This is a genomic window from Corynebacterium sp. c8Ua_99, from assembly GCF_039907185.1.
Classification (GTDB): Bacteria; Actinomycetota; Actinomycetes; order Mycobacteriales; family Mycobacteriaceae; genus Corynebacterium; species Corynebacterium jeikeium_D.
Genome location: NZ_JASBOG010000016.1, coordinates 1 through 26,016, shown reverse-complemented (window position 1 = coordinate 26,016; position 26,016 = coordinate 1). Strand labels below are relative to the sequence as shown.

The 26,016-nt window shown below is 57.1% G+C and carries 23 protein-coding genes and 2 tRNA genes; 15 read left to right on the top strand and 10 right to left on the bottom strand.

The genetic code is table 11. The annotated features are described in order from the left end of the window. Positions 1–31: 31 nt before the first annotated feature. The 4 genes from QKE19_RS09285 to QKE19_RS09270 all read left to right on the top strand — a co-directional run bounded on the left by QKE19_RS09285 (position 32) and on the right by QKE19_RS09270 (position 4,007). Positions 32–595 carry a sigma-70 family RNA polymerase sigma factor gene (locus QKE19_RS09285; RefSeq protein ID WP_224783764.1) on the top strand — a complete coding sequence of 188 codons (564 nt, stop codon included), beginning with the start codon at positions 32–34 and terminating at the stop codon, positions 593–595. A 164-nt stretch (positions 596–759) separates the two neighbouring features. Further along, the gene (trxB, locus tag QKE19_RS09280; RefSeq protein WP_005511625.1) at positions 760–1,698 is read left to right on the top strand and encodes a thioredoxin-disulfide reductase; all 939 of its coding nucleotides are present in this window, start codon (positions 760–762) and stop codon (positions 1,696–1,698) included. A 393-nt stretch (positions 1,699–2,091) separates the two neighbouring features. Beyond that, positions 2,092–2,412 carry a thioredoxin gene (gene trxA / locus QKE19_RS09275; protein WP_016421730.1) on the top strand — a complete coding sequence of 107 codons (321 nt, stop codon included), beginning with the start codon at positions 2,092–2,094 and terminating at the stop codon, positions 2,410–2,412. Between the two features lie 410 nt (positions 2,413–2,822). Beyond that, the gene (locus tag QKE19_RS09270; protein ID WP_048733139.1) at positions 2,823–4,007 is read left to right on the top strand and encodes an N-acetylmuramoyl-L-alanine amidase; all 1,185 of its coding nucleotides are present in this window, start codon (positions 2,823–2,825) and stop codon (positions 4,005–4,007) included. 26 nt (positions 4,008–4,033) lie between these two features. Here QKE19_RS09270 and QKE19_RS09265 read toward each other — a convergent pair whose 3' ends face one another. The 8 genes from QKE19_RS09265 to rpmH all read right to left on the bottom strand — a co-directional run bounded on the left by QKE19_RS09265 (position 4,034) and on the right by rpmH (position 10,554). Further along, entirely contained in the window at positions 4,034–4,987 is a 954-nt protein-coding gene (locus QKE19_RS09265; RefSeq protein WP_070827213.1) for a hypothetical protein, read from the bottom strand. An 11-nt stretch (positions 4,988–4,998) separates the two neighbouring features. Continuing rightward, entirely contained in the window at positions 4,999–6,276 is a 1,278-nt protein-coding gene (locus QKE19_RS09260; protein WP_016421733.1) for a ParB/RepB/Spo0J family partition protein, read from the bottom strand. Positions 6,277–6,297: 21 nt separating this feature from the next. Next, on the bottom strand, positions 6,298–7,254 hold the full coding sequence (locus tag QKE19_RS09255; protein ID WP_016421734.1) for a ParA family protein: 957 nt from the start codon (positions 7,252–7,254) through the stop codon (positions 6,298–6,300). Between the two features lie 278 nt (positions 7,255–7,532). Further along, entirely contained in the window at positions 7,533–8,168 is a 636-nt protein-coding gene (rsmG, locus tag QKE19_RS09250) for a 16S rRNA (guanine(527)-N(7))-methyltransferase RsmG (protein WP_231367212.1), read from the bottom strand. A 320-nt stretch (positions 8,169–8,488) separates the two neighbouring features. Continuing rightward, complete coding sequence (gene yidC / locus QKE19_RS09245; protein WP_070827214.1) at positions 8,489–9,637, bottom strand: membrane protein insertase YidC; 1,149 nt, start codon at positions 9,635–9,637, stop codon at positions 8,489–8,491. Between the two features lie 86 nt (positions 9,638–9,723). After that, positions 9,724–10,056, bottom strand: coding sequence for a membrane protein insertion efficiency factor YidD (gene yidD, locus QKE19_RS09240; RefSeq protein WP_083324569.1), 333 nt, complete (start codon positions 10,054–10,056; stop codon positions 9,724–9,726). Continuing rightward, complete coding sequence (rnpA, locus tag QKE19_RS09235) at positions 10,016–10,396, bottom strand: ribonuclease P protein component (protein ID WP_005511651.1); 381 nt, start codon at positions 10,394–10,396, stop codon at positions 10,016–10,018. Before rnpA ends, yidD begins: the two co-directional genes overlap by 41 nt. Before the next feature lie 20 nt (positions 10,397–10,416). Continuing rightward, positions 10,417–10,554 (bottom strand): 50S ribosomal protein L34, encoded by a 138-nt coding sequence (rpmH, locus tag QKE19_RS09230; RefSeq protein WP_005511646.1) that lies wholly within the window; start codon positions 10,552–10,554, stop codon positions 10,417–10,419. A 694-nt stretch (positions 10,555–11,248) separates the two neighbouring features. Between rpmH and dnaA the strand changes: the two genes are divergently transcribed. The 7 genes from dnaA (at position 11,249) to QKE19_RS09195 (ending at position 21,880) form a co-directional block, all read left to right on the top strand. After that, on the top strand, positions 11,249–12,997 hold the full coding sequence (dnaA, locus tag QKE19_RS09225) for a chromosomal replication initiator protein DnaA (protein ID WP_048731378.1): 1,749 nt from the start codon (positions 11,249–11,251) through the stop codon (positions 12,995–12,997). Positions 12,998–13,499: 502 nt separating this feature from the next. Next, positions 13,500–14,690 carry a DNA polymerase III subunit beta gene (gene dnaN / locus QKE19_RS09220; protein ID WP_048731377.1) on the top strand — a complete coding sequence of 397 codons (1,191 nt, stop codon included), beginning with the start codon at positions 13,500–13,502 and terminating at the stop codon, positions 14,688–14,690. Positions 14,691–14,699: 9 nt separating this feature from the next. Beyond that, positions 14,700–15,899 carry a DNA replication/repair protein RecF gene (gene recF, locus QKE19_RS09215; RefSeq protein ID WP_347890854.1) on the top strand — a complete coding sequence of 400 codons (1,200 nt, stop codon included), beginning with the start codon at positions 14,700–14,702 and terminating at the stop codon, positions 15,897–15,899. 5 nt (positions 15,900–15,904) lie between these two features. After that, entirely contained in the window at positions 15,905–16,567 is a 663-nt protein-coding gene (locus QKE19_RS09210; RefSeq protein ID WP_049170117.1) for a DciA family protein, read from the top strand. Positions 16,568–16,856: 289 nt separating this feature from the next. Then, on the top strand, positions 16,857–18,896 hold the full coding sequence (gene gyrB, locus QKE19_RS09205; protein ID WP_016421743.1) for a DNA topoisomerase (ATP-hydrolyzing) subunit B: 2,040 nt from the start codon (positions 16,857–16,859) through the stop codon (positions 18,894–18,896). A gap of 96 nt (positions 18,897–18,992) precedes the next feature. Next, positions 18,993–19,880, top strand: coding sequence for an alpha/beta fold hydrolase (locus QKE19_RS09200; protein WP_049189410.1), 888 nt, complete (start codon positions 18,993–18,995; stop codon positions 19,878–19,880). 47 nt (positions 19,881–19,927) lie between these two features. Beyond that, on the top strand, positions 19,928–21,880 hold the full coding sequence (locus tag QKE19_RS09195) for an alkaline phosphatase family protein (RefSeq protein WP_049189409.1): 1,953 nt from the start codon (positions 19,928–19,930) through the stop codon (positions 21,878–21,880). Between the two features lie 13 nt (positions 21,881–21,893). Here the strand turns inward: QKE19_RS09195 and QKE19_RS09190 are convergent, their stop codons facing one another. Both QKE19_RS09190 and QKE19_RS09185 read right to left on the bottom strand, forming a co-directional pair. Then, positions 21,894–22,232 carry a hypothetical protein gene (locus tag QKE19_RS09190; RefSeq protein ID WP_049170123.1) on the bottom strand — a complete coding sequence of 113 codons (339 nt, stop codon included), beginning with the start codon at positions 22,230–22,232 and terminating at the stop codon, positions 21,894–21,896. Further along, on the bottom strand, positions 22,229–22,456 hold the full coding sequence (locus QKE19_RS09185) for a hypothetical protein (protein ID WP_049189408.1): 228 nt from the start codon (positions 22,454–22,456) through the stop codon (positions 22,229–22,231). The genes QKE19_RS09190 and QKE19_RS09185 overlap by 4 nt, the downstream gene beginning before the upstream one ends. A gap of 169 nt (positions 22,457–22,625) precedes the next feature. On the opposite strand from QKE19_RS09185, the gene gyrA reads away from it, so the two are divergent. From gyrA to QKE19_RS09165, 4 genes are all read left to right on the top strand, one after another. Beyond that, complete coding sequence (gene gyrA / locus QKE19_RS09180) at positions 22,626–25,229, top strand: DNA gyrase subunit A (protein ID WP_049193108.1); 2,604 nt, start codon at positions 22,626–22,628, stop codon at positions 25,227–25,229. A 4-nt stretch (positions 25,230–25,233) separates the two neighbouring features. After that, on the top strand, positions 25,234–25,566 hold the full coding sequence (locus QKE19_RS09175; RefSeq protein WP_016421749.1) for a DUF3566 domain-containing protein: 333 nt from the start codon (positions 25,234–25,236) through the stop codon (positions 25,564–25,566). 203 nt (positions 25,567–25,769) lie between these two features. Beyond that, positions 25,770–25,843: transfer RNA gene (locus tag QKE19_RS09170), tRNA-Ile, on the top strand. 31 nt (positions 25,844–25,874) lie between these two features. Next, positions 25,875–25,947, top strand: a tRNA-Ala gene (locus QKE19_RS09165). Positions 25,948–26,016 lie beyond the last annotated feature (69 nt).

The following is a 26,016-nucleotide window of genomic DNA, read 5'->3' as shown; positions in this document are numbered from 1 at the left end:
TCGGCGACTGGGGGATTGTGGCGTCGTCGGTATGCAAAAGCATGCATCTGCGGACGAGGTCGATCGTGAATTATTGAAGGCGCACCTGGCGGGGGATCGTCGCGCGTTCGCGGTGTTGGCACGGCGTTATTATCCGCAGTTGGTAGCGATGGCGCGGCGCTATCGTCGGGATGATTTCGATCCCTTGGATGGGGTACAGGAGGGGCTGGCGCGGGCAATTGCGGGGGCGGCGAATTTTCGCGGGCGTTCGACGGTGGCGACGTGGCTGACGTGCATCGTGAAGAATGCGTGTATTGACCACAACCGCGGTCGTTTCGGGGAGATCCCTCTCTGCGATAAGGAGGAGGATTTTGAGACGTTTATGAGTTCACAGCCGATTCCCTGCCCGGATGTTCCGCTACGTGTGACTATGGCCGCCGCATTGGAGCAGCTGCCAACGGATCAACGGGATGCCCTGCTGTACTTGGACATCTTTGGATATTCGCTGCAGGAGACCTCTCGCAGTATTGGGCAGCCGAGCGGGACGTTGAAGTCTCGGCGGGCGCGGGCGCGTCGTACGCTTCGGCGACAATTGGAAGAAGTGCAGGTGGCCTAACAACTGCGGAGCAGGGGAGAGGCTGGGGGAATAGAGATGGCTAACCTCACGTTGGTTGAGGTGGCTGGTTCCGGTAATTTCTTTCCCGGAGCTGAAAAATTTGCTTACTACTGAGCATCACTGTGCGCCATGTGATGTGAGAGATAAAAATTATAGGAGTCTTCATGAGCGATATCGTTCACGACCTGATCATCGTCGGTTCCGGTCCCGCCGGTTACACGGCTGCCACCTACGCAGCCCGTGCCGACCTGAAGCCTGTGGTGTTCGAGGGCATCGAGTTTGGCGGCCTGCTTATGACGACTACCGATGTGGAGAACTACCCAGGTTTCTCCGAGGGCATCATGGGCCCAGAGCTGATGGATCAGATGCGCGCACAGGCAGAGCGCTTCGGCGCTGACCTGCGCATGGAGATTGTCGATCGCATGGATCTCACCGGCGATATCAAGTCTGTCTGGGTTGGCGAAGAAGAGCACAAGGCTCACGCTGTCATCCTGGCAACCGGTGCCGCTCCGCGTTATGTGGGTGCTCCGGGTGAGCAGGCGCTGCTTGGTCATGGTGTCAGCGCTTGTGCCACCTGTGATGGTTTCTTCTTCCGCGACCACGATATCGCCGTCATCGGCGGCGGTGACTCCGCAATGGAAGAGGCAACCTTCCTTACCAAGTTCGCCCGCTCGGTGACGATTGTCCATCGCCGCGATGAGTTCCGTGCGTCGAAGATCATGGTCGAGCGCGCGCAGAACAATGACAAGATTCGCTTTGCGACGAACAAGGTTGTGTCCCAGGTTCTTGGTGAGGACAAGGGTTCGGTTACCGGTCTCGAGCTGGAAGACACCGTCACTGGTGAGAAGTCCGTCCTGGATGTGACTGCCATGTTCGTAGCAATTGGCCACGAGCCACGTTCGCAGATGGTTCGCAATCAGCTGGATTGCGATGAGAATGGCTACATTCAGGTAGCCGCTCCGAGCACCCAGACCTCTCTCAAGGGCGTCTTTGCGGCGGGCGATGTTGTTGACTCGCATTACCAGCAGGCAATTACCGCCGCTGGTTCTGGCTGCAAGGCTGCGCTGGATGCTGAGCACTACTTGGAAACTGTTGCTCGGTAGCTGACAGCAGGGCAGTCGCACTAGCTGGATAAACACCTAATAGTTGGGGTATCGCAATTGTTGGATAAGCCCTACGATTGCAGATATCCAACTATGGGGAATATCCGATAGCCGGTAAGCCCAATTGTTGTTAGCTGTAGCTCAATCAGGGCGCAGCAGGACGTGTTATAGCCCGGTACGCCCCGTACTCATCGAGCACTTGCAGCGTTCTCAAGAACACCATTAATTAACAATTTAGTACTTCACTCGCACCACCGGAAGCCCTAATTTTTGACGCCTTGAGCGCCAAATCCGTACGCGAGGCTGAAGAAGCTAGGTTGAAAAATTAGAATCAAGACCACAAAACAAAACCACTAAGAACTCAAACGAGCTCATTCTAAGGAGAAGAATTTCATGGCTCCGGTAACCGTCACCGCCAACACCTTTAAGTCCGATGTCCTCGAATCCGATAAGCCGGTGCTTGTTGATTTCTGGGCAGAGTGGTGTGGCCCGTGTAAGAAGATTGCTCCCGTTTTGGACGAGGTTGCGACCGAGCTCGATGGCAAGGCCGTCATCGCCAAGGTCAACGTTGATGAGGAGCGTGCACTGGCTGGCATGTTCCAGATCATGTCCATCCCAAGCCTGCTCCTATTCAAGGACGGCAAGAAGGTCGAAGAGATTCGCGGAGTCCGCCCGAAGGGCGAAATCACGTCGCTCATCGAAAAGCACCTTTAAAAGAACTTGGGGTTGCTCCTTATCCGATACGAGGTTACGACTGCCCACCCGCCACTTCGCTATTGCCACCTTCGTTGGACACACCCCATTATGATGTGACTGAAGTTGTGGTTGTGATTTAGAGTTAGTCCTGGGGTTCTGCCGTCGGGCTAGCCGACGCGCCCTCGTAACAATCAATTCGCGCCTGCGACCTGGTAATCTTGCTGGAAATGGCGGTTTACGTCTTCCTTAATACCGTGAAGGAACCAGGTTGCCGCCAACTTGAGAGGTATTGCTGACCATATCCTCTGAGAGTGCGCGAGATTTCTTAACTGAAGTTTCGTTTAGCTCACTGGCCAGTAATACTGATTAAGTGTTGTGAGGACCCACAACGGCCTAAACATAATTGTGGAGTTCGGAAGGGAGTTTTCGTGCCAGAGTTTCTGAAGGTGGGCGATAGGTCACCTCGTGTAGCCGAGGTACGTTCGACCCTGGCTCGTCTTGGGCTTCTGCCCAATTGGGAGGGCTCAGCCGCGGAGGAGAACTCGCCTCAGTGGTCTGGTGACGATGACCTCTTTGATGAGGATATGCGCAACGCTCTCCTGGCGTTCCAACAGTCCCGCGGTGTCTATGCCGACGGGATCATCCGCGACAGCACCCTGCGCCTACTGCGAGAAGCCTCGTACACTCTGGGCACCCGCGTACTGTCCTACGATCCACTGTCACAAATGACCGGTGAGGACGTAGGCGTTCTCCAAGCTACCTTGCAGGAACTCGGCTTCCACGATGCCCGAGTAGACGGCCACTTTGGCCCGAAGACCGATGCCTCTGTACGTGAATACCAGCTCAATTACGGGCTGGAGCCCGACGGTATCTGTGGTCCCGTTACTCTCCGGGCGCTCAGCTACTTGGGCAGGAGGGTTACTGGTGGCTCTGTAAACGCCTTCCACGAGAAGGAAATACTGCGCACGATGGGGCCGAAGCTCTCTGGAAAGCGCATTGTCATTGATCCAGGTCTTGGGGCAGGGGAGCCCGGCATTGTGGTCGACGGCCCTTACGGTCAGATTTCTGAAGAAGAGATTCTTTGGGATTTGGCCTCTCGCATTGAGGGTCGCCTTGTCGCGGCAGGTGCAGAGACTATTCTGTCTCGTCCTCGTACCGACAATCCGTCCATCGAGGATCGCGCTGAGATGGCCAACGCATTTGGCGCTGACGTCTTCATCTCCCTGCAGGCCGACCACTATCACAACAACCGCGCCAGCGGTATTGCGACTTTTTACTTTGGCTCGATGAAGGGCTCCAACTCCATTCTGGGCGAACAGCTCTCTGGCCTTATCCAGCGAGAGATTGTTGCCCGTACGAGCCTGGTAGACTGCCGCTCGCACGCCCGTACCTGGGATCTCCTCCGTCTGACCAGGATGCCCACGGTGGAAGTCGCCGTTGGTTACCTGACCAACGAGGATGACGTCGCAATTCTTTCTTCCCCAGATCAGCGTGACGTAATTGCCGAATCTATCGTTGTCGCTGTAAAGCGTCTGTACCTGGGCGATGAAGAGCAGCAGCCAATGACCGGCGCTTACAGCTTTGCGCAGCTGATTGAAGAGGAAAAAGCCTAAACACGGCTGATCAATCAAACCCGGCGCTAAAGACTGAACAGCTTTGAGCGCATAAAGGGTTCTTTCGCACTTAGATCCAACGCATGGCCGATTTCTTCGTCCCAATCCAATTCCGCATCCAACTCGATACGGAGTTTCGGATGAATCGGATGTGGAGTGACCACCCGAAACCCGGAGTCAAGAAGGGTTCGCGTACGAATCAAATCACCGGCGTTATGGTTAATCGCCGCCAACGAATCTGAAATACACGGCTTAGGATTTAGCTTTTCTTCAAGTTGCGCTTCGAAATCAGCGATTAGGTTCTCCGTACCGTCGTCAGGCGTTGGCGACGACGGCGTAAATGCCGACATAGAATCCGCCGTGCCACTGCAACCAAACGCTTCTACCGCTGAAATCCCGCGCAGCGCGAGCTTGTGCAGAGCGGTCACAATGAGCACGCGGAGCATGTCATCGTCAACCTCTAAAGCGTTGTAATGCAGACTCGTCAGCGCAATCGCATCCGGCGATATTGGTCCGGAAGGCATGGAAAATGTCGTCGGGCAGAAGCGTGGCGGAGCAAAGAGCAGCGTGCCGACGGTCTCAGGTTTCCCATCGATAAGTGATGCCGGTGGCTTTCGTCGTAGCGAATATCCGCACGGTCCCCAGGAAAGGTAGACGGTATTGAGCCATGCTTCCTTCTCCAAGCGCACCTGGGCGGCTAAATCAGGGCTTAAATCGCCATTTAAGAGGTTTTCACTAGCTCCGCCTGGCCGAGTAGGGGGTTGGCCGTCCGAATGCTTTAAATCACCGTTAGGCGCTTCATCCTCTTCTGGCGTGCTGGGGTCCAAATTAGGTTCGCGCGGCTCAGTCGAGAACTGGGGTAGGGCAGTTGCTGTACGGATATGCTCCATGCCCTGTTCCCAAAACAGGCTTAACATCGTCTCTGGATAGATTCCCTCGATGTCGGCCAGCGAAATTTTCTCGATGAATACTTCAGTCACAGTAACCGGGTTTACTCTTCGTCGAGATGCATCAGTGACATGATGCGATCAAAGTCCTCGAGGTTGCCGAATTCGATAACGATTTTGCCCTTACGCTTGCCCATCTGGGCAGTCACCTTCGTATCAAAAGAATTGGACAGGCGGTCAGCCCAATTGTGAAGGACCTCCGGCTGCGGAGTGGGCTCACGGTGCTGCTTTTTCGGTCGCTCGCCGGCATTGAGTAATGTCACTGCTTCTTCGGTCGCACGGACGGATAGTCCTTCAGCAACAATTCGCTCGGCGAGGCGCTGCTGTTCTTCCTTACCTGCCTTAACTCCAAGCAAGGCACGTGCGTGACCAGCCGACAGAACACCGACCGCTACTCGTCGCTGTACCTCCACCGGCAACTGCAAGAGTCGAATCATGTTGGTAATAACGGGCCGCGAGCGACCGATTCGATCCGCCAGCTCTGCCTGAGTTACACCAAACTCTTCGAGTAGCTGCTGGTACGCAGCGGCCTCTTCGAGTGGGTTCAGCTGAACGCGATGGATGTTCTCTAGTAGGGCATCGCGAAGCATGTCCTGGTTTGGAGTATCGCGAACGATGGCGGGAATCGTGTCGACCCCAGCTCGCTGAGAAGCACGCCAGCGACGTTCACCCATGATGATTTCAAACTCGGGTTGCGGCGCGTTCGGATCTTCCTTGCGCGCTGCCTCGAGTGCGGCCGCACGACTATCCTCAGAGATTGGTCGTACGATAATCGGCTGCAATAGACCGAACTCACGAATAGAGTGAGCGAGCTCATTTAGGGGCTCCTCATCGAAGACCTCTCGTGGCTGCTTCGGGTTCGGCGTGATCAGCTTCAAGTTGATCTCGCGATAGGTCGCGCCAAACTCGTTTGCGGCCGAAGCGTCAACATCGGTAGCCTCGGCGCTGCCATGGTCCGCTGCTCCCGACGTCGTCGAGGGCAATGTTTCACGTGAAACATCACTAGACTTACCAATAACCTTATCGTCACTGTGACGTTTCTGCGCCTCATTGGTATGAGGTTTGCTCTGGCCGGATTTTGCAGATTTTCCGGCGTTTTTGCCTTCAGTCAACGAGGTGCCGGATCCCGTCGCGGCTGCCCCCAGTACGTCGGCAACTCCGCTACTTCCAGGCTGCTTCGTCCCCTGGGTACGGCGGGGACCGAAGATAATATCCGCGGCACTCTCACCTACCGAGGGGTTAGCCGCCGGAGCAGTTGGGATCAGCGCGGCGATACCGCGACCGAGCCCTCCCTTGCGGTTCTCCTTTTTTTGATTCGACATCGGTAACTACTCCTAGTGGCTTTAATTTGTCTCAGTGGAATTGGACGGGGTAGGGGAGGAAGCTGGTTTTTGCCCAATCGCACTTCCACCCGGAACTGCGGAATAGTCGCCACGCGTTGCCAATTCCTTCGCGGCGTCAAGATAAGCAACTGCGCCCCGAGACCCTGGATCGTAGGAAATTACGGTCTGCGAATATCCCGGCGCCTCCGATACCTTCACGGATCGAGGGATGAGATTACGTAGCACAACCTCACCGAAGTAGTTACGAACCTCATTGGCAACTTCTTCCGAAAGCTTGGTGCGGCCATCGAACATAGTGAGCAGCACAGCAGAAATATGTAGCTCCGGATTGAGATGCTGACGAATCATCTGCACGTTATTCATCAGCTGAGTCACACCCTCCAAGGCGTAAAACTCACACTGAATCGGAATCAAAACCTCGTTGGCGGCAGTCATCGAATTCAGAGTCAACAGACCGAGCGAAGGAGGGCAGTCAATAATGAGAAAGTCAAAGCCGTTGTCAATCAGGTACTGATCTGACACTGCATCGAGAAGTCGGCGCTCACGGTTCAGGAGCGAGACCAGCTCAATCTCGGAGCCCGCCAAGTCCAACGTCGCTGGCACACAAAAGAGATTCTCAGATTCAGGGGAACGCTGGATGACATCGTCAATCTGTAGTTCGCCAATTAGAAGCTCATACGTCGACGGGGTCCCGGAAACATGCTCAATCCCCAGGGCCGTAGAAGCATTTCCCTGCGGGTCATTATCGATGACTAGCACCTTGAGACCATGCCGCGCGAGCGCCGACGCGATGTTGACTGCCGAAGTGGTCTTGCCCACGCCACCCTTCTGGTTGGCGATAGTAATACGGCGCGGGCGTTCGGGGCGTGGAAGCGATAAACGGTTCGGGGCCTTAACTTGCGCTGCCCGTTGAGCTGCCGCAGCGATGGGTGTGTCTTGCCAGGACTTCCGGCTCATTAACTATTCCCCTTACAAGCACAGCAATCACCAATCATGGCCACTGGAGTGCGAATAAAAACTTAGTAACTATCTGCAAAAGCGTAATCATCAAGCCCCAACAAGCGTTAGACGCCGACGATTGTGGAAATGTTTCACGTGAAACATCCACCTTGGCCGGTAGGACTTTGCCATACCGCGATACTTATCCCACTCTAGCCCGACGGCACTACGCGCCTCAATGTCGAAACCAAAACACAAGCGAACCGGCAGTGGAGTAGGGGAGGGGGACTTACAACCTACTTCTTCTGAATAATCACGGCGTACGTCGAAGTTCCCAACACGGAACCGCCAACCTCTACAACGCGGGGATTAGTTCCCTTCGCCTTGGCAATAAGCTTTGCGTCCCGATCAATCTCCTCTTGCGCAGTTCCACCCTTCAGTGCAACCATCGCGCCTCCGGATTTAACTAAAGGAAGCGACCAGCCCGCCAATTTCCCAAGAGGGGCAACAGCGCGAGAAGTGACGACATCTACTTGGCCAACCTCAGCGCGAACCACTTTCTCCTCAGCGCGGCCGCGAACCACGGTCACATTGTCCAGCTCGAGATCTTCCACAACTTCGTTCAAGAAAGTCGTACGGCGCAGCAATGGTTCTACAAGAACCACCTTCAAATCTGGTCGTGCAAGAGCAAGCGGAATCCCGGGCAAGCCTGCCCCCGAACCAATGTCCGCAACTACAAGCCCTTTGCCTATCGCTTCTCCAACTACCGCAGAATTGATAATGTGCCGATCCCACAGCTTTGGAGTTTCACGTGGCCCAATCAAACCTCGGACTGTAGCCTCCTCAGCCAACCATGAGTGGTAGCGGTATGCTCGATCGGCATTCCCTCCAAACACGGTATCTATCACCGAACGCAGATCCGCATCGACCAAACCTGCGGAGGCTTCTTGATTATCGACGTCTTTCGCGGAGTTACTCAACAGTTCCACTAACCTTTCCAATGGGGCAGCTGTGCCGTCACCCGTCGAGCTTTTCATTACCCCTAGTGTACGACAGTGCAACAGCGATGTTTCACGTGAAACATTGATCAAAGTTGGATGCCAAACTCCAGGCCCCGGAGAAAATTACATGCCTGTAATAACAGTGACGTTGTTTGCTCGATAGAGCACGAAGGCAAGCAAAAACGCCCCGCATCAACTGCGGGGCGTTTCGATTAATTAACTTATGTAGACGAAGGGCGATTCCACTTCAGCTATTTCTTTTTCCGCTTCCGGTTCTTCCGATTTGCGGGTTTCTGTCCTGGCGCTGGCTTCGAGGCTGGGCCCTGCTGTCCCTTCCCCGAATTACCATCCGGAAGATGGCTAGAAGCCTTGTTCGCTGCAGAAGCCTCACCAGACTGCAACTGCTGCGCTTTCTGCGCTGCCTGGCGCTTGCCGCCCTTCTTCGGGTTGATTGGCTTCTGGCCAACCTTCGGAGCGAGCTTCTCCTGTGCCTCGCGCTTAGCAGCCTTCTTGGCTGCGACAGCTTCCTTCTCTTCCTCATCCAGTTTGCCAAAGATGTAGCGCTGCTGGAAGTAGGTCCACACGTTGTTAGTCACCATGTAGACAAGAAGACCGATGTGCCAGAAAGCACCGGTAACAAGAATCATGATTGGGAAGAACCAAAGCATCATCTTGTTCATCATGTCCATCTGCTGCCCCATAGGGCCTTCCTGGCGCTTCACCAAGCCGGCTTCCTGGCGGGCACGGGTGCGCTCAACAGACATGCGAGCGTTGAAGTGCGTTGCCAGTGCCGCGACAACAATCAGCGGGATAGCAACGATCATGATGTCCATGCGGGTGAAGTCTGCAGGCGTACCAGGCACGGTAAAGGCTGCGTATTGATCCTCACCCATTCCAACCGAACTGGACAGTGGAGCATTGAGCACACGAGCCAGGAGGAAGGACCGCACCTCATCTACACCGAAGATGTAGTTAGGCGTATTCCAGTTCTGCTCCACCGACATGCCGAGCGCATTGCCCGACGTACCCGTTCGGTTAAACGAACGCAGCACGTGGAAAAGACCGATGAACACAGGCATCTGAACCAGAATCGGCAGACAGCCGCCGAGCGGGTTGACACCCATTTCCTTCTGTAGCTGGCGCATAGCAAGAGCCTGAGCCTGCTGATCATTCTTGTACTTCTCCTTGATCGCCTGCATCTCAGGAGCGAGTTGCTGCATCTTGATGGCAGAACGCTGCTGGTTCAGCATCGGCTTAAACAGGAGGATACGGATGGTGACCACAAGCAAAATAATGGCCAGCACCCACGAGATACCCGAGGAGGGATCGAATAGGAAACCTGAGGCCTTATGCCAGAACCACAGGATGGCCGAAATCGGCCGATACACGAAATTGAGCACGGTCTAAGATCACTCCGTTCTTTAGGGGGCAGCGCACTCGCGCCTTCGTCTACAAAGCCCGGTCAAAGGCTAAGCATTACTAGAGGTTACCTGTGCATTCGCTTTAACCACGAACCCAGGCCGGGGAATGTAGCTGGAACTGGATTCCAGCCGCCCGGATGCCAGGGTGCGCAACGGAAGATACGCAGGAGAGTCAGCCACAGGCCACGAATAGCTCCGAAGCGGCGCACGGCCTCAAGACCATATGCGGAGCACGTCGGTTCAAAACGACATGTGCTCGTTGGCTTCAGATTAGAGATACGACGGCGGTAGAAGAGAATCGCCCTCTCAGCCACACGTGCACCGGGGGCCTGGGCGAGGGGGCCGTCGTCAAGCGAATTAGCGCCGACGTTCGTATGTAGCGAGTGCCGATTGCACATCGTGGGACAGCTCCTGGCTGGTGGCTGTGGCAGAAGCGGGCAGCGCGCGAACGACAATGTCCATAGTGGACGGGAGATCCTGCGCGGCCGCGGCCATAACATGGCGGAGCTTGCGGGATACAGCGTGACGAGTCACGGCGTTGCCCACAGCTTTAGATACGACAAGACCGACACGTGGACCACCAAACCTGGCAATCTGCGTATCGGTCTTATCTTCACCGCCAGAAGCGGCGGTGTCACGAATATGCAAGACCAAGGTCTTGCGTCCGATTCGGCGTCCACGTCGTACGGTGACCGTGAAGTCACGCGAAGAACGCAGCTTATTGCTCTGAGGGAGCACCGAAATCGGTGTCCTCTTGCTTAAGCGGACAGGCGGGCACGGCCCTTGCTGCGGCGTGCTGCCACAACGGCGCGACCGGAACGGGTACGCATACGGGTACGGAAGCCGTGCACGCGTGCACGACGGCGGTTATTCGGCTGGAACGTCCGCTTCGACACGGTTGACACTCCTTGAAACTCAAACGACCACGAGTCCACGCTGAACACACCGCAGTAAACTCCTCGCTTCGAGTGCGAGGCAGCGATGCGTCTGACGCATTCCCGTGATGCACGGAAAAATTACTTACCGACAGATTGAAAGCTACATGCGTTCTGTCGGGTCCAAGCACAAGCTCGGACTCATATCTCAATGGATATGAAACACCCAGATAGGTTACGTCGAATCGAGCGAGAAATTCAAATCAACACGCCGGATTTACCTGGAGAATCATTTTCCAAGTTTTCCGACGGTACCGATGTTGACCTGTGGAAATACTGACCTATGCACTGCAATCCACAGGGTGTTTATCCCATTAGCTGTGGATAACTTCCACACCATGAATCACAGCGAGCAGGGGAAATAACGTGTTTACCTAGGTAAACGCAGACTAGGGGGCTATTTTTCATTGTGGGCAAACTGTGGATAAACTGTTAGTCAATTAGCGACAAGGTTTATCCACAGGTGTGGACAAACATGTGGAAGTCCTGCTCGGGGCGTATAGCACCTTGTGTAGAAACACCCCACAGGGCGAATTACAAGAAATAGCCCCCAAATGGGCAGATATGGCGCTCTCGCCATGCCAAAAACACTCCACAAAAACAGGTCGCCTCGATAAATTTGATGAACGTAAACATGTAAAAGGACATTCACACAGTGAGCGAACAACCAGAATTGCCAGGTGGACTCTGGGAGCAGGTCGTTTCTATCCTGACTTCACCAGAAGGTGCGCCGGAGTTGGGCATTGCACCACTACGCCCGCCACACAAGGCACTGCTGCGGTCAGTGACGCACACTGGTGACTTTCCAGGTTTTTTCCTGCTCAGCACTCAATCGCCAGTGGTGCAGGCACTGGTAAAAGAAGAGCTCAAGGGCATTATCGAGGCCGTCTTAGCCTCGCTGACCGGCGAGGAGTTGGAAACAGTCATCACCGTTGCCGATCCTGCTGACGACGCTGAAGATAGCCAGGCAGCAGAGACCACTCAACCATCTGCACAGCACTCGGGGCAGATGCCATCTGCAGCTTCGCGTCCGCAGCAGGCTCAGCGTCAACAGCCAAACCAGCAGCACCAGCAGCAATCTGGCCGCAACTACCCGTTCCCCAGTGCAGATACGAACGACTTCAATCTCCACGAGCAGCACCAGGGATCGACGCAGACGCCACAGGTGTCGCAGACGCACCAGCCGAATGTCCATAATCAGCAGAGTGCCCAGTCACAACGCCGATCGATGGACGCCGTAGATTCGATGGCCCAGGGGCTTTCGCACTCATCTGCCGAGAATCCGATGACTATTGCTGATCAGCGCCAGGTCACAAGTCCTTTCCGTTCCGAGAGCCACGGCACTCCAACCGAGATGAGCATGCCTTTCGAGGAGCCCACCCTCAACCCGAACTACACCTTCGAGACCTTCGTTATTGGTCCGCAGAACAAATTCGCCGCCGCAGCCGCCGTCGCTGTTGCAGAGTCTCCGGGGCGCACCTACAACCCGCTGTTTATCTCCGGCGGTTCGGGTCTTGGCAAGACGCACCTGCTCCACGGCATTGGTCACTACGCCAAGCATTTGTACCCTAACCTGCGGGTTCGTTACGTTTCCTCGGAAGAGTTCACCAACGACTTCATTAATTCCGTGCGTGACGACGCCCAGGAATCCTTCAAGCGTCGCTACCGCGATTTGGACATGCTCATCATCGATGACATCCAGTTCTTGGAGGGCAAGGAAGGTACACAGGAAGAGTTCTTCCATACGTTCAATGCCCTGCACCAGTCCAATCACCAAATTGTGCTGTCGTCGGACCGCCCACCACGCGAGCTTAAGACCCTGGAGGATCGCCTTCGTACCCGCTTCCAGTGGGGGCTCAATCCGGATCTGCAATACCCGGACTTGGAGACGCGAATCGCAATTCTGTCGAAGAAGGCACAGCTGTCTGATTTGGTCGTTCCGCATGATGTACTCCAGTACATCGCGGAGAACACCTCGTCTTCTATTCGTGAGCTCGAGGGGCGTCTCCTGCAGATTAGTGCTCACGCATCCATGATTCATGAGCCTGTGACCTTGAAGTTTGCGCAGGAGATCCTCGGTGCCGACGAAATCGAGGTGCAGATTACCCCGGAGATCATCATCTCCACCACGGCTGAGTACTTCGACTTAACGGTTGCGGATTTGGTGGGCCCGGGTAAGACTCGCCCGGTCGCTCATGCACGCCAGATTGCTATGTACCTGACGAGGTCCTTCACCGAGCTTTCGTTGCCGTCGATTGGCCGAGAGTTCGGAAATCGTGACCATTCAACGGTTTTGCACGCTGAACGCAAGATTGTTAAGGAAATTCAGGAGAAAAAGCCCTCAAAGGACCAGGTCAACGACCTGACTACACGCATTCGTGACCGAGCTCGCGGCACGGCTTAAAATCCTTGGGTTCGGCGTGCGGAATTCTTGTTATTAACTGCGGTTTTTCCGTGCACAGAGCTGTGGACAACTCCTAAATTTTGTGGATGAAAGATGAAGCCCGAACACTATCCACAGACACCCCAAGTTATCCACAGTTAGACGCACTGGTTATCCACAGCGCGAAATCAGTGAAGACCAGCGGGAATCATGTAATTTCACAATGTGCACACCCCCTATTACTACTCCCGACTTTAAAAATCTCTAGAAACTTCTAGATAAAAGGGGGCCTGCGCACAACCTCTGGCAAGCAACCTCTCGCGCACAACTTCATAAATGCCAAGAACGAGTAAGAACTACGATCAAGCACTAGACGGACTACAAGAATCCCAGTGAGGTCTTTGGCAGTCTGCAGTAGAGTTGTACGATGGAATCTTTGTAACTCCAGTCATGTGCGCTGACATAGCGTGCTGACAACACAAAAGACGGCTAATAACAGACATCCAATACCGGTGGAGGAACGATGGAGCAGACCGAAGTCCGTATTCGCGCGGCTAAGGACGATCTCGCGGGTGCGGTGAGCTGGGTTGCTCGTAACCTGCCTGCACGCCCGACTCAGCCGATTCTGCGTGGCATGATTTTTCTCGCGGATGACAATGGTCTGCAGCTCGCTGGCTATGACTACGAGGTCTCGACTCAGATTCGTATTAGTGCAGAGGTCGATGAGCCCGGTCGCTTCGCCGTCAATGGCAAGTTGGTTTCTGACATTGTCTCTAAGTTGCCGAATAAGCAGGTAGAGATGCACTTTGATGGCACGAAGGTCATCGTTCGCTGTGGTTCTTCCCGCTTCGAGCTACCAAGCCTGACCTTGGAGGATTACCCTCAGCTACCAGAAGCTCCGGCTGCTACCGGTACTGTCGATGCTGCTCTGCTGGCTGAGGCTATTGGTCAGGTCGCTATCGCTGCCGGCAAGGATGAGTCGCTGCCGATGCTGACCGGCATCCGGATGGAAACCGAAGGTAACGAGGTCACTCTCGCTGCCACCGACCGTTTCCGCCTGGCGGTTCGCAGTTTCGAGTGGGAGCAGATCCCTGAGGGGGAGACCAAGCTGCTCATCCCGGCAAAGACATTCGCGGAGACTGCCCGCACTCTCGATACCACTTCCAGTGAGCCAGTGACCTTGGCATTCGGCGACGGATCCGATGATCGTGAGGTCGGCTCCGAAGGTCTGCTGGCTATCCTCGCCGATCCTCGTCGCACTACCACGCGACTGCTGGACGCCGAGTTCCCGAAGTTCCGCCCGTTGCTGCCGAAGCAGCATTCCTCCATGGCTGTTGCCCGTGTTGACCAGCTGCAGGATGCCATCCGTCGTGTGTCTCTGATGGCCGATCACGGTGCGCAGATTCGCATGGACTTCTCCGACGGCCAGGTTGTCCTTTCCGCTCATGGCGACGAGGTTGGTCACGCAGAAGAGACTGTGGCCTGCAACTTCTATGGGGAACCACTTCTGATTGCCTTCAACCCGCAGTACCTGCTCGAGGGGCTCAGCGCTGTTCGCTCCCACCGCGTTCTGCTGGGCTTTACGCAGCCCTCGCGTCCCGCGATTCTCATTCCGGAGCCGGAAGCCATCCCGGAGCTCGGTGAGGACGGCTTCTACCCAACGCCGGAGACCGACTTCACTTACCTGCTGATGCCTGTGCGCCTGCCGGGCTAGTCTGCGGCTATGCACATTCGGTATTTGTCCTTGCGGGACTTCCGCTCCTGGCCGGAGTTGGAAGTCGAGTTCACGCCTGGAATTACCGTATTTACCGGGCAAAATGGCTACGGCAAGACCAATATCGTCGAGGCCGTTGGATATCTCTCCACGCTCGGTTCGCATCGAGTGTCTACGGATGCTCCGCTGGTTCGTTCGGGGACCCCGTCGGCACGCATTTCGGCGACGGCGGTCAATGATGGCCGAGAGCTGACGGCGCATCTGCTCATCAATCCGCATCGCGCGAATCAGGCGCAGATTAATCGCACGCGGCTGAAGTCTCCGCGGGAGCTGCTGGGGATCGTCAAGGCGGTCTTTTTCTCGCCCGAGGATCTCACGTTGGTCAAGGGCGAGCCCGCGTCCCGTCGCCGCTACATCGATGATTTGCTCGCTTTACGACGGCCACTGTCCGCAGGTATCCGCATTCAATATGACAAGATCTTGCGTCAGAAAAATGCGCTGCTGAAGTCGGCGGGCTCGACGCTGCGCCGTGGCTATTCTTCCTCGGAGGGGCAGGCCGCACTGAGCACGCTGGACACCTGGGATGCGCAATTGGCGCAGGTGGGAGCGGCACTAATGGCTGCGCGCATGGATTTGATTGCCGAACTGTCGGAACACGTCAGCGAGGCCTATGCCACGCTTGCCCCGCACTCGCGCCCAGCCACGATTGCCTATGCGCCGAAGGTCGACAGTCTGGATGGCGGGCCATTGCCCAGCGAACCGGAGCTGCTCGAGGCACTGCTGCTGACGAAGATGGCGGAGCGCCGCACCGCGGAGATTGAGCGCGGTTCCTGTCTCGTTGGTCCGCATCGCGATGATCTCAACCTCATTCTCGGCAATGACCCCGCCAAGGGCTTCGCTAGCCACGGCGAGACCTGGTCTTTTGCACTCGCGCTGCGTCTCGGCGCGTACTTTTTGCTCCGTGCCGATGGGCCCGACCCGATCTTGGTGCTTGACGACGTGTTTGCGGAGCTCGACCGGCATCGTCGGGAAGCTCTCATGGAAATCGCGCAGCAGGCTGAGCAGGTGTTGATCACCTCGGCGGTGGGGGAGGAGTTGCCTCAGGCACTGGTCGAGGATTCTTCTGTCACTCATCACACGGTGACGGTGGCGCAGACTGAGCAGGGGCGAATCTCACTGCTGGATGAAAACCCAGTCGCGGAAGAGTGACGGGTATGGTCGAGAACATGGAGCCGGATAACTCACCGGAAGAAGAAAAGGACCTGATTAGCGACGCTTTCTTCCGCATGCGCGATGCCGCTAAGGAGGGCGGTCACAAGTTACCGAATCTCCAGCGGCCACCGAAGAAGAAGGGCTCGTGGTCTGGCCTCGATAGCCGTGTGCCTGTGAAGGCCGCGGAGGGGATTGTTGCGGACGTCGATAAGCAGCGGGCAGCGCAAGCAGTGGTACGAGATCGTGCCGGTACGGTGATTTCGCCGAGCCTATTGAAGGAGGCGGGGATTCGGCTGTACCGGAAATATGACCGTCGACCTGCGCCGATTGGTGCGGTGCTGAATAAGGCAGTAGTTGATCGCGGCTGGCAGATCCATATTGCCCACGGTGTGATCATGACGGAGTGGGATTCGATGGTCGGCAAGGTTGTCGCGGAACACTCCCAGGTCAAGGAGTTCAAGGACGGCACTTTGGTGGTCGAGTGCCAATCGACAGCATGGGCAACACAGCTGCGGCTAGCACAGCGACAGGTTTTGAAGTCGATTGCGGAACGCGTCGGGGATGGAGTGGTTGAGGAAATTAAGGTGCTTGGGCCAAAAGCGCCGAATTGGCGCAAGGGCAAATTGCACATCGAGGGCCGAGGACCGCGTGATACTTACGGGTAAAGGTCGGTAAACGGTCTACGATTAGCCGTCGGTATGCGTAAAACTGCGAAATTTGGTCCTTTGAGCGCATCGGCTATATCCACAGTAGGGGACTACGTTGGGGTAAGATGGGCAGGAGAAAACCGGCAGGCGGTTCTTGAGACGTTATCGACTTCCAAACTAGCCAGACCTATCTAGTAGTCCTAGGTGGTTCTGGCTGGCGCTGATAGCACTTGACCGCCGGCCTATTTTTCGCGCGCTGACGAATGTTGCGCGGGGAGAGAACCAAGAATAGGAGACGCGCCGAACCGTGGCTGCTACCGAACATCAATATGACGCCTCATCGATTACCATCCTCGAGGGCCTCGAGGCCGTGCGTAAGCGGCCGGGTATGTACATTGGCTCGACTGGTGAGCGTGGTTTGCACCACCTGGTGTGGGAGGTTGTAGACAACTCCGTCGACGAGGCGATGGCGGGTTACGCCACCGATGTTGAGGTCACTCTGCTGGAAGACGGCGGCGTTCAGGTCCGCGATAACGGCCGTGGTATTCCTGTCGAAATGCACCCGTCGGGTATGCCGACGGTGCAGGTGGTTATGACTCAGCTGCACGCCGGCGGCAAGTTTGACTCCGAGTCCTACGCTGTTTCCGGTGGTCTGCACGGTGTGGGTATTTCGGTGGTTAACGCGCTGTCGACGCGCATGGAAACCGAGGTCATCCGCGATGGCTACACCTGGTACCAGAACTTCGACCAGGCTGTTCCGGAAGAAATTATCCGAGGTAAGAAGACTCGCGGTTCGGGTACCACGCAGCGTTTCTGGCCGGACCCGGAGATTTTTGAGACCACCGATTTCAAGTTCGACACCATTTCTCGCCGCCTGCGCGAGATGGCGTTTTTGAACAAGGGCCTGACCATCACGTTGGTGGACAAGCGTGTCTCCGAGGAGGAGCTCGAGGCCGAGGCTCTGGCGGAGCAGGCGGAGACCGAATCCGCTGAAATCGCCAAGGATGCGGTTGAGGAGCAGAAGGAGAAGGCAGAGAAGACCACCAAGCCGAAGGAGCGCCGCAAGGTCTTCCACTACCCGAATGGTCTGCGGGACTATGTCGAGACTCTGAACAAGTCGAAGAACATCATCCACCCGACCATCATTTCCTTCGATGCTGCAGGTGACGGCCACGAGGTCGAGATTGCAATGCAGTGGAACTCGGGTTACTCCGAGTCGGTGCACACCTTCGCCAACACCATTAACACCATTGAGGGTGGCACGCACGAAGAGGGCTTCCGTTCTGCGTTGACATCGCTGATGAACCGCTATGCGCGTGAGCACCGCCTGTTGAAAGAGAAGGAAAACAACCTCTCCGGCGAGGACTGCCGTGAAGGTCTCGCTGCCGTGATTTCGGTGAAGGTCGCCGATCCGCAGTTCGAGGGCCAGACGAAGACGAAGCTCGGTAACACCGAGGTGCGTTCCTTCGTCCAGCGCATGACTAATGAACACATCGGTCACTGGCTGGAGGCCAATCCGGCTGAGGCCAAGGCCATTGTTAACAAGGCCATTGCTTCGGCGCATGCCCGTCAGGCGGCTCGTAAGGCCCGTGACCTGGTACGTCGTAAGTCCGCGACCGATCTTGGCGGTCTTCCGGGTAAGTTGGCGGACTGCCGTTCGAAGGATCCGAAGCAGTCCGAGCTGTTCATCGTGGAGGGTGACTCCGCAGGTGGTTCTGCAAAGGCAGGCCGAAACTCGCTGTTCCAGGCCATTTTGCCGCTGCGCGGTAAGATCTTGAACGTCGAGAAGGCGCGCCTGGATAAGACTCTGAAGAATAACGAGGTCCAGGCCATTATTACGGCGCTGGGCACCGGTATTCACGACGAATTCGACATCGAGAAGCTGCGCTACCACAAGATTGTGCTGATGGCCGACGCCGACGTCGATGGTCAGCACATTGCCACGCTGCTACTGACGCTGCTGTTCCGTCTGATGCGTCCGCTGATTGATGAAGGGCACGTCTACCTCGCCCAGCCGCCGCTGTACAAGCTCAAGTGGGCCAAGGGTGAGCCGGGCTACGCCTACTCCGATGCTGAGCGCGATCAGCTGCTGGAAGAGGGGCTGGCTGCCAACCGCAAGATCAACAAGGACGATGGTGTTCAGCGTTACAAGGGTCTCGGTGAGATGAACGCCGCTGAGCTGTGGGATACCACCATGGATCCGGATCACCGCGTGCTGCGTAAGGTCGCCCTCGAGGACGCGCAGAAGGCCGATGAACTGTTCACCATTCTGATGGGCGATGACGTCGCTTCACGACGTTCGTTCATCACCCGTAATGCGAAGGACGTTCGCTTCCTCGACGTTTAAGCCGGTACCTGGTTTTAGTTTTCGCCTTGTCGGTTCCCCTGACAAAACCTCAGTTCAGCCATTAATGTTTATGAAATGGAAGATACTCGGGGAAGCATGGTCAACGGGGAACCGCCAGTCGAGCCACGTATTGTGCAGGAGACTTTGCCAGATGGCTCCGTGACCCCGATGGCGCTTCGGTTTCCCGAAGGTTCGCCTCGGGGCATTGTCGTTATTTGGCCGGGCTTTGGCATGGGTGCTCGCTACTACCGGCCGATTGCCCAAGAGTTACAGCGTCGAGGTTTTTGCGTCCTGACCTCGGAGTTGCGCGGCCAGGGTAACCAGACTGCGGTGGCCACCCGCCGTCACAATTGGGGCTACCAGGATCTCGCATCGGTGGATTACCCGCTGGCCGTGGCGCGGGCTCGCAAGGAGTTTGATCACCTCGCGGCAGGGGAGAGCACAGGGGAGAAGCTACCCGTCTACTTGCTGTGTCATTCCATGGGCGGTCAGATTGCCTCGCTGTATCTGGCCCGACCGGAAGCGGACGTGGCCGGCGTAGTGATGGTCGGCTCCGGTACTCCGCACTACAACTGTTTTACTGGCAACGAGTACAAGCGGCTTCGCTACGGTGCACCGTTTATGCAGGTGGTGTCCCAGATCCTGGGCTATTGGCCAGCGGGCAGGCTTGATTTGGCCGGCTATGGCCGCCAGGCTCGTAACCATGTGGTGGAGTGGGCGCGGTTCTCGCGCACGGGTCTTCTGCGACCGCGCGGTGCGGATATCGACTACGCCGCTGAGATGCCGAAGGTGACCACCCCGGCGCTGCTGCTGAACTGTGGTGGTGACCGTGACTGCCCGGAGGCTTCCGCACAGGCGCTGGCACGGATGCTGCCGAATTCGGCAAAGTACGAGTTCATTGAGCAGCGGCTGGGCCACAATCGCTGGGCGCGTGAGCCACAGGCTGTGGTTGACCGTCTAGAGCAGTTTATTGAGGAAATTTAAACCGCAATTTTCCAGCTGGTAATCTGCGCTTCTTAACGTAGATGCCTATGGCAACTTCACCTAAAAATATATCTGAATTTTCCCGTCGGCACTTCCTGCAGACCGCCGCAGGAGTCGGTGCTGTCACCGCTGCGAGCACGCTGCTGCCGCCATCATTGCGCCATGCACTCGCGCAGCCCCGACCGGCTGGCTCCCTCGACCAGGTTGAGCACGTTGTCGTGTTGATGCAGGAAAACCGCTCTTTTGATCACTACTTCGGCACTCTCCGAGGTGTGCGGGGGTACAACGACAATTCCGCTTTGCCGGGCGTTTTCAACCAGAGTGGGGTCAGTCCATACCTGATTCGCAACGCCGCTAATCGCGGTGATCTCTCGGTGGAGTACATTGCAAGTTTGCCGCACGGTTGGGAAGACGGGCAGGTTGCACTAAACGGCGGCCGCTGTAACGGCTGGATCGAGGCTAAGGGCAAAGGCACGATGGCCTGCTATGACCGTCAGGACATCGCGTTCCAATTCGCACTCGCAGAGACATTCACTATCTGTGATGGCTACTTTTCTTCAATGCCTACGTCGACAAGCCCGAACCGCAACTACCTGTTTTCGGGTGATACCCGAAAGGAACCGTGGGGGACTGGAGCGGTTGGCAATGCGGCGTACGAGCCGACGCACCCGGGGTACAGGTGGCGCACGTATGCCGAGGATCTCTCGGCGGCTGGGGTGCCATGGCGCGTCTACCAGGAGTGGGATAACTACACGGACAACAACCTGGATTTCTTCGCCGCGTTTCGAAATATTGGCCGCAAGGTCATTCGTGAGGCCGGGCTGCCTGGTCGCGACATGACGGGCTTCCACGAGAAGCTGCTGGAACTGGGTGATGGCACGCCGCCAACTGCAGAGCAGCAGCAGATGGTCGACCGCCTGAATGCCGCTGTGGAGAAGCTGCCTGAGGCGGAACGGGATCTCTATGATCGCGCGCTGCACCGCCGCCAGCCGGGCACGCTAACCGACGCTTTCCGACGGGATGTTGAATCTGGGGAGCTGCCAAAGGTGTCCTGGATTGTGCCTTCGGCCGCGGAAAGCGAGCACCCGGGAGCGTCCTCGCCGATTCAGTCGGCGAATATCACTTACCGCCTGTTGGATGCGTTGGCCTCCAACCCGGAGGTGTGGGCCAAGACCGTCTTCCTGATTAACTTTGACGAGTTTGATGGTTACTTCGACCATGTGGTGCCGCCGCTGCCGCCGAAGAATGAGCCGGGGGAGTGGTACCTGGGCAAGCCGAAGGGGCTCGGGTTCCGTGTCCCGATGACTGTCATTTCACCGTGGTCGGTGGGTGGTTTGGTGTCCTCAGAGGTCTTCGATCACACTTCGGTGATCCGTTTCCTGGAGCAAGTCACCGGCGTGAGCTGCGGAAATATCACTGATTGGCGTCGTCGGGTATGTGGTGATTTGGTATCCACACTGGACTTCTCGGCGTCTACGGGAATGCAGCTTCCAGAGCAGCCGGGACCAGCGCCGGAGTTTGTGAAGCGCTGGGAGGCGGAGCCGGCCGGTGACTATCCTGTGCAGGAGTCCGAGCAGGCGACCGCGCTGCCGACACCGTACCGGCTGCACGCCTACCTCAAAGGCGGCAATCTTGTGCTGGTCAATGACGGTTCCCGTGAGGCTGTTTTCGCTGTTTACAGTGGCAATAAGGTGGAGCATCACACGGTGCTCGGTACGTTAGAGCTGCGAATTGGACTCCTGGAGCGCGAACTTACCGTGTGCGGCCCGGACCGCTTCCTGCGTGTATTCAGCAAGACGGCGAAAGAGTTGCCGGAGGTCACTTTGGAGCACGCGGCGGGACGTGTTCTAGTTGGCGGGCAGGACCGGACGGCTGATTATGTCCGTGATGGTTGGTACGAGGTTGAGCTGGCTGAAGGTGAGGCCACGGCGTATTACACGGGCCGGCTGGAGTCCGGCAATCGCATTCCGACCAGCCCGTTTACCCGAAAGAGTGACTAGGCCCTGTCCCCGGCTAAGTGCCGCCTTTGACCAGATCCCACGTCTCTGCGAATGACAGCTCTTCGCCGTTGGTGGTGAGGAGTATGTGTGCAAGTAGTGCGCCCAGTGCGGTGTTGCCAAAACTTAGTGGTTTCACGTGAAACGTTGCGTAAGCGACCGCCTGCGCTGCCGCAGAAATCGCGGGAAAGCTACGGTGACCAGCAATGACTCCTGAGCTGGCGGCGACAATAGCGCTGATTGTCCACGGCCTCGCAAGTGTAGCGTCGGCCAATTCCGGCACTGTGGCCACCAGTTCATCGGTAGCCGCCAGGATAGCGGCCTCGCTGAGAGGCTGAATCTGGGGCGCGCTCATTCTTGTACTCCGCGGGGCCTTGGGGAGCTCAACTTTCGCAGCAGCGCCATGTCAGTATCAATTACGCTTGCCGTAATTTCCCGAGCCTGACCTTGCTGAAGGGCTCTCGCTGCGGCGGATTCGATGGCGCGAATGGCGGCCTCGTGTTTAGACACGCCCTCCATGTGCGCCAGCAGCGCCAGAGCGGTGTCCTGTTCTTTCGTGAGTCTCAAGGTCATCGCCATCGCATTTGCTCCTTGCTGCCTAGCTTGTGCCGTCTTATTCGTCTCTACTAGGCCTAAAACCCAGATTTGATACCACAATGGTATCGAAAAGTTGCACACGGCGTCGTAAAGCGGGCTCTAAAGCCCTGTAGAATGGATGCGAACCTCTTTTAAGTAAAGGAAGCAGTCATTGAGCGACGATAACAACAACGACGGCTCATCCTTCGGAAGTGGAGTATTGGGCCACCAGGTTCGCCCGATCGACATCAATGAAGAGATGCAGTCGAGCTATATCGACTACGCCATGAGCGTGATTGTGGGCCGTGCGCTGCCGGAGATTCGTGATGGTCTCAAGCCGGTGCACCGCCGCATTCTCTACGCCATGTTCGACAACGGCTACCGCCCGGAGCGCGGTTATGTGAAGTCCGCAAAGCCGGTTTCGGACACGATGGGTAACTACCACCCGCACGGCGACAGGGCTATTTACGACACCATGGTGCGCATGGCGCAGCCGTGGTCCATGCGCTATCCGCTTGTCGACGGTCAGGGTAACTTCGGCTCCCGCGGTGACGACGGCCCCGCAGCTATGCGTTACACGGAGGCCCGTCTGACGCCGTTGGCCATGGAAATGGTGCGCGACATTCGCGAAAACACCGTCGATTTCCAACCGAACTATGACGGTCGTACGACAGAGCCTGTTATTCTGCCGTCGCGTGTCCCGCAGCTGTTGATGAACGGCTCCGGCGGTATTGCCGTCGGTATGGCCACCAACATCCCGCCGCACAACCTGCGTGAGGTCGCGGATGCCATCAACTGGTGCCTGGACAACCCGGATGCGGATGAAAAGACCACGCTGGATGCGGTCATGGAACGCATCAAGGGCCCGGATTTCCCAACTGCCGCCCAGATTGTCGGCGACAAGGGCATCAAGGAGGCCTACACCACCGGCCGTGGCTCGATTCGCATGCGCGGTGTGACCTCGATTGAGCAGGAGGGCACTCGTCAGTCGATTGTCATCACTGAGCTGCCATACCAGGTCAACCCGGACCGCATGATTGCCAACATCGCAGATCAGGTCAAGGATGGTCGTCTACAGGGCATTGCCTCCATTGATGACGAATCCGATCTGAAGTGGGGCATGCGCATCGTCGTCAAGCTCAAGCGCGACGCCGTGCCGCGTGTGGTGCTGAACAACCTGTACAAGCACTCCCAGCTGCAGACCAGCTTCGGTGCGAACATGCTCGCCATCGTCGACGGTGTGCCGCGTACGCTGCGCATTGACCAGATGGTGACGCTGTACGTCGCCCACCAGATTGAGGTCATTGTCCGACGGACCCAGTTCCGCCTGGACGAGAAGGAAAAGCGTGCCCATATCCTGCGTGGTCTGGTCAAGGCCCTGGATATGTTGGACGAGGTCATCGCCCTGATTCGCCGGTCTGCCACGGTCGATACCGCGCGCACGGGCTTGATGGGTCTGCTCGACATCGACGAGATTCAGGCTGACGCCATTTTGGCGATGCAGCTGCGTCGCCTGGCTGCTCTGGAGCGCCAGAAGATTATTGACGAGTTGGCTGAGATCGAGCTCGAGATCGCCGACCTGAAGGACATCCTGGCCAAGCCGGAGCGTCAGCGCGCCATCGTTAAGGAAGAGCTGGGCGAGGTCGTGGAGAAGTACGGCGATGACCGTCGTACCCAGATCGTGGCCGCTGAGGGCGACGTCACCGAAGAGGACCTCATCGCCCGCGAAAACGTGGTCGTGACCATTACCTCCACGGGCTACGCCAAGCGCACCAAGGTCGATGCCTACAAGGCACAGCGCCGTGGTGGCAAGGGCGTACGCGGCGCGGACCTGAAGCAGGACGACATTGTCCGCCACTTCTTCGTCTGCTCCACGCACGACTGGATTCTGTTCTTCACCAACAAGGGTCGCGTCTACCGACTCAAGGCCTACGAACTGCCGGAGGCCACTCGCGCCGCCCGCGGCCAGCATGTCGCCAATCTGCTGGAGTTCCAGCCGGAGGAGCGCATCGCCGAGGTGCTGCAGATTCAGAGCTACCAGGACAGCCCGTACCTGGTGCTGGCCACCAGCGAGGGCAAGGTAAAGAAGTCCCGTTTGGAGGACTACGAGTCCGCTCGTTCCGCTGGCCTGATTGCCATCAACCTGCGCGAAGGCGACTCCCTCATCGGTGCCCGTCTGTGCTCTGCTGACGATGACCTGCTGCTCGTCTCCGAGCGCGGCCAGGCTATCCGCTTCACCGCCTCCGACGACGCGCTGCGCCCGATGGGCCGCGCCACTGCCGGTGTCCAGGGCATGCGCTTCAAGGGCGACGACAAGCTGCTCAGCATGGTCGTGGTCGAGGAAGAGCACAACCTGCTGGTCGCAACGACCGGCGGCTTCGGCAAGAAGACCAAGCTCAGCGAGTACACCCCGCAGAACCGCGGCGGTATGGGCGTGCTGACGCTCAAGTACGACCCGAAGCGTGGTCCGCTGATGGGCGCCCTGGTGGTGGACAACGACGACGAAATCTTCGCTGTCACCTCCGCCGGCGACATCATCCGCACCAACGTCAACGAGATTCGCGCCACCTCGCGTGCCACTAAGGGCGTGCGCCTGGTCAACCTCGCTGACGGCGTGGAACTGCTGGCTATCGACCGCAACGTCGAGGATGAGGGCGAAGAGACCGCTTCTAAGGTCTCTGAGGCCGGAACCTTGGACGTAGTCCCGAAGCGCACCGGCGCCACCAAGAGCACCGGTGCTGCCGAGTCCGGTGACTCGGAGGCGGAGAAGGAGTAAGCGCATGGCCGAAACTAACTTGGTAGTCGACAAGGTGAGCCCCTGGTCCGCCATGCGCATTACGGCGGCCACTGGTTTCATTTGCTTCCTCGTCTGGCTTGCCGCGGTTGGCCTGCTCTACCTCTTGCTCTCCGGGATGGGATTGCTCGCTCCGATTAGTGAAATGGTCGGCGGGGAGGATTCCATCAGCGCGGGTCTCGTCCTTGGCCTGGCGGCCGCTGTAGGAGCGCTGTGGTGGGTGCTGTCGATTGGGCTCATGGCCCTCGGCGCGGTCATCTACAACGCTTGCGGCGGTCTCGTCGGAGGTCTCAAGATTTCGCTTGCCGACGACGACTAGGCTGCCTAGCCTCCCGCTGGCCCCGGTGTCACCCCCGTTCGGTGGCCCCGGGGCCGCGTTGGTTCAGAGGTGTTTTCAGTGATCTGGTTATGGAGTAGCCGTAATGACTACTTAATGACTGCTTTTTAACTCAATATTTAGGCCGCTGACCAGGCGATTTGTGAAGTGTCATGGTTACGGGTTAAGTTATATCTCGTTCCACGGGGCCTATAGCTCAGGCGGTTAGAGCACTTCGCTGATAACGAAGGGGTCGGAGGTTCAAGTCCTCCTAGGCCCACTGCCGAACAAGGTATAATTGCTCGGTGTACGGGGCTTTAGCTCAATTGGTAGAGCACCTGCTTTGCAAGCAGGAGGTCAGGGGTTCGATTCCCCTAAGCTCCACAAGGAACAATATCCCCCGGTCGTAAGGCCGGGGGATTTTTGGGGTTAAGTAAAGAAAAGTGTGTCTTT

Excerpts from the sequence above, each read along its gene's own strand:
- QKE19_RS09190 (WP_049170123.1), bottom strand. The coding sequence starts at position 22,232 with ATGAGCGCGCCCCAGATTCAGCCTCTCAGCGAGGCCGCTATCCTGGCG.
- recF (WP_347890854.1), top strand. The coding sequence starts at position 14,700 with ATGCACATTCGGTATTTGTCCTTGCGGGACTTCCGCTCCTGGCCGGAG.
- QKE19_RS09210 (WP_049170117.1), top strand. The coding sequence starts at position 15,905 with ATGGTCGAGAACATGGAGCCGGATAACTCACCGGAAGAAGAAAAGGAC.
- yidD (WP_083324569.1), bottom strand. The coding sequence starts at position 10,056 with ATGTGCAATCGGCACTCGCTACATACGAACGTCGGCGCTAATTCGCTT.
- trxB (WP_005511625.1), top strand. The coding sequence starts at position 760 with ATGAGCGATATCGTTCACGACCTGATCATCGTCGGTTCCGGTCCCGCC.
- QKE19_RS09285 (WP_224783764.1), top strand. The coding sequence starts at position 32 with ATGCAAAAGCATGCATCTGCGGACGAGGTCGATCGTGAATTATTGAAG.
- QKE19_RS09195 (WP_049189409.1), top strand. The coding sequence starts at position 19,928 with ATGGCAACTTCACCTAAAAATATATCTGAATTTTCCCGTCGGCACTTC.
- trxA (WP_016421730.1), top strand. The coding sequence starts at position 2,092 with ATGGCTCCGGTAACCGTCACCGCCAACACCTTTAAGTCCGATGTCCTC.
- QKE19_RS09185 (WP_049189408.1), bottom strand. The coding sequence starts at position 22,456 with ATGGCGATGACCTTGAGACTCACGAAAGAACAGGACACCGCTCTGGCG.
- QKE19_RS09255 (WP_016421734.1), bottom strand. The coding sequence starts at position 7,254 with ATGAGCCGGAAGTCCTGGCAAGACACACCCATCGCTGCGGCAGCTCAA.
- QKE19_RS09260 (WP_016421733.1), bottom strand. The coding sequence starts at position 6,276 with ATGTCGAATCAAAAAAAGGAGAACCGCAAGGGAGGGCTCGGTCGCGGT.
- dnaN (WP_048731377.1), top strand. The coding sequence starts at position 13,500 with ATGGAGCAGACCGAAGTCCGTATTCGCGCGGCTAAGGACGATCTCGCG.
- QKE19_RS09200 (WP_049189410.1), top strand. The coding sequence starts at position 18,993 with ATGGTCAACGGGGAACCGCCAGTCGAGCCACGTATTGTGCAGGAGACT.
- QKE19_RS09175 (WP_016421749.1), top strand. The coding sequence starts at position 25,234 with ATGGCCGAAACTAACTTGGTAGTCGACAAGGTGAGCCCCTGGTCCGCC.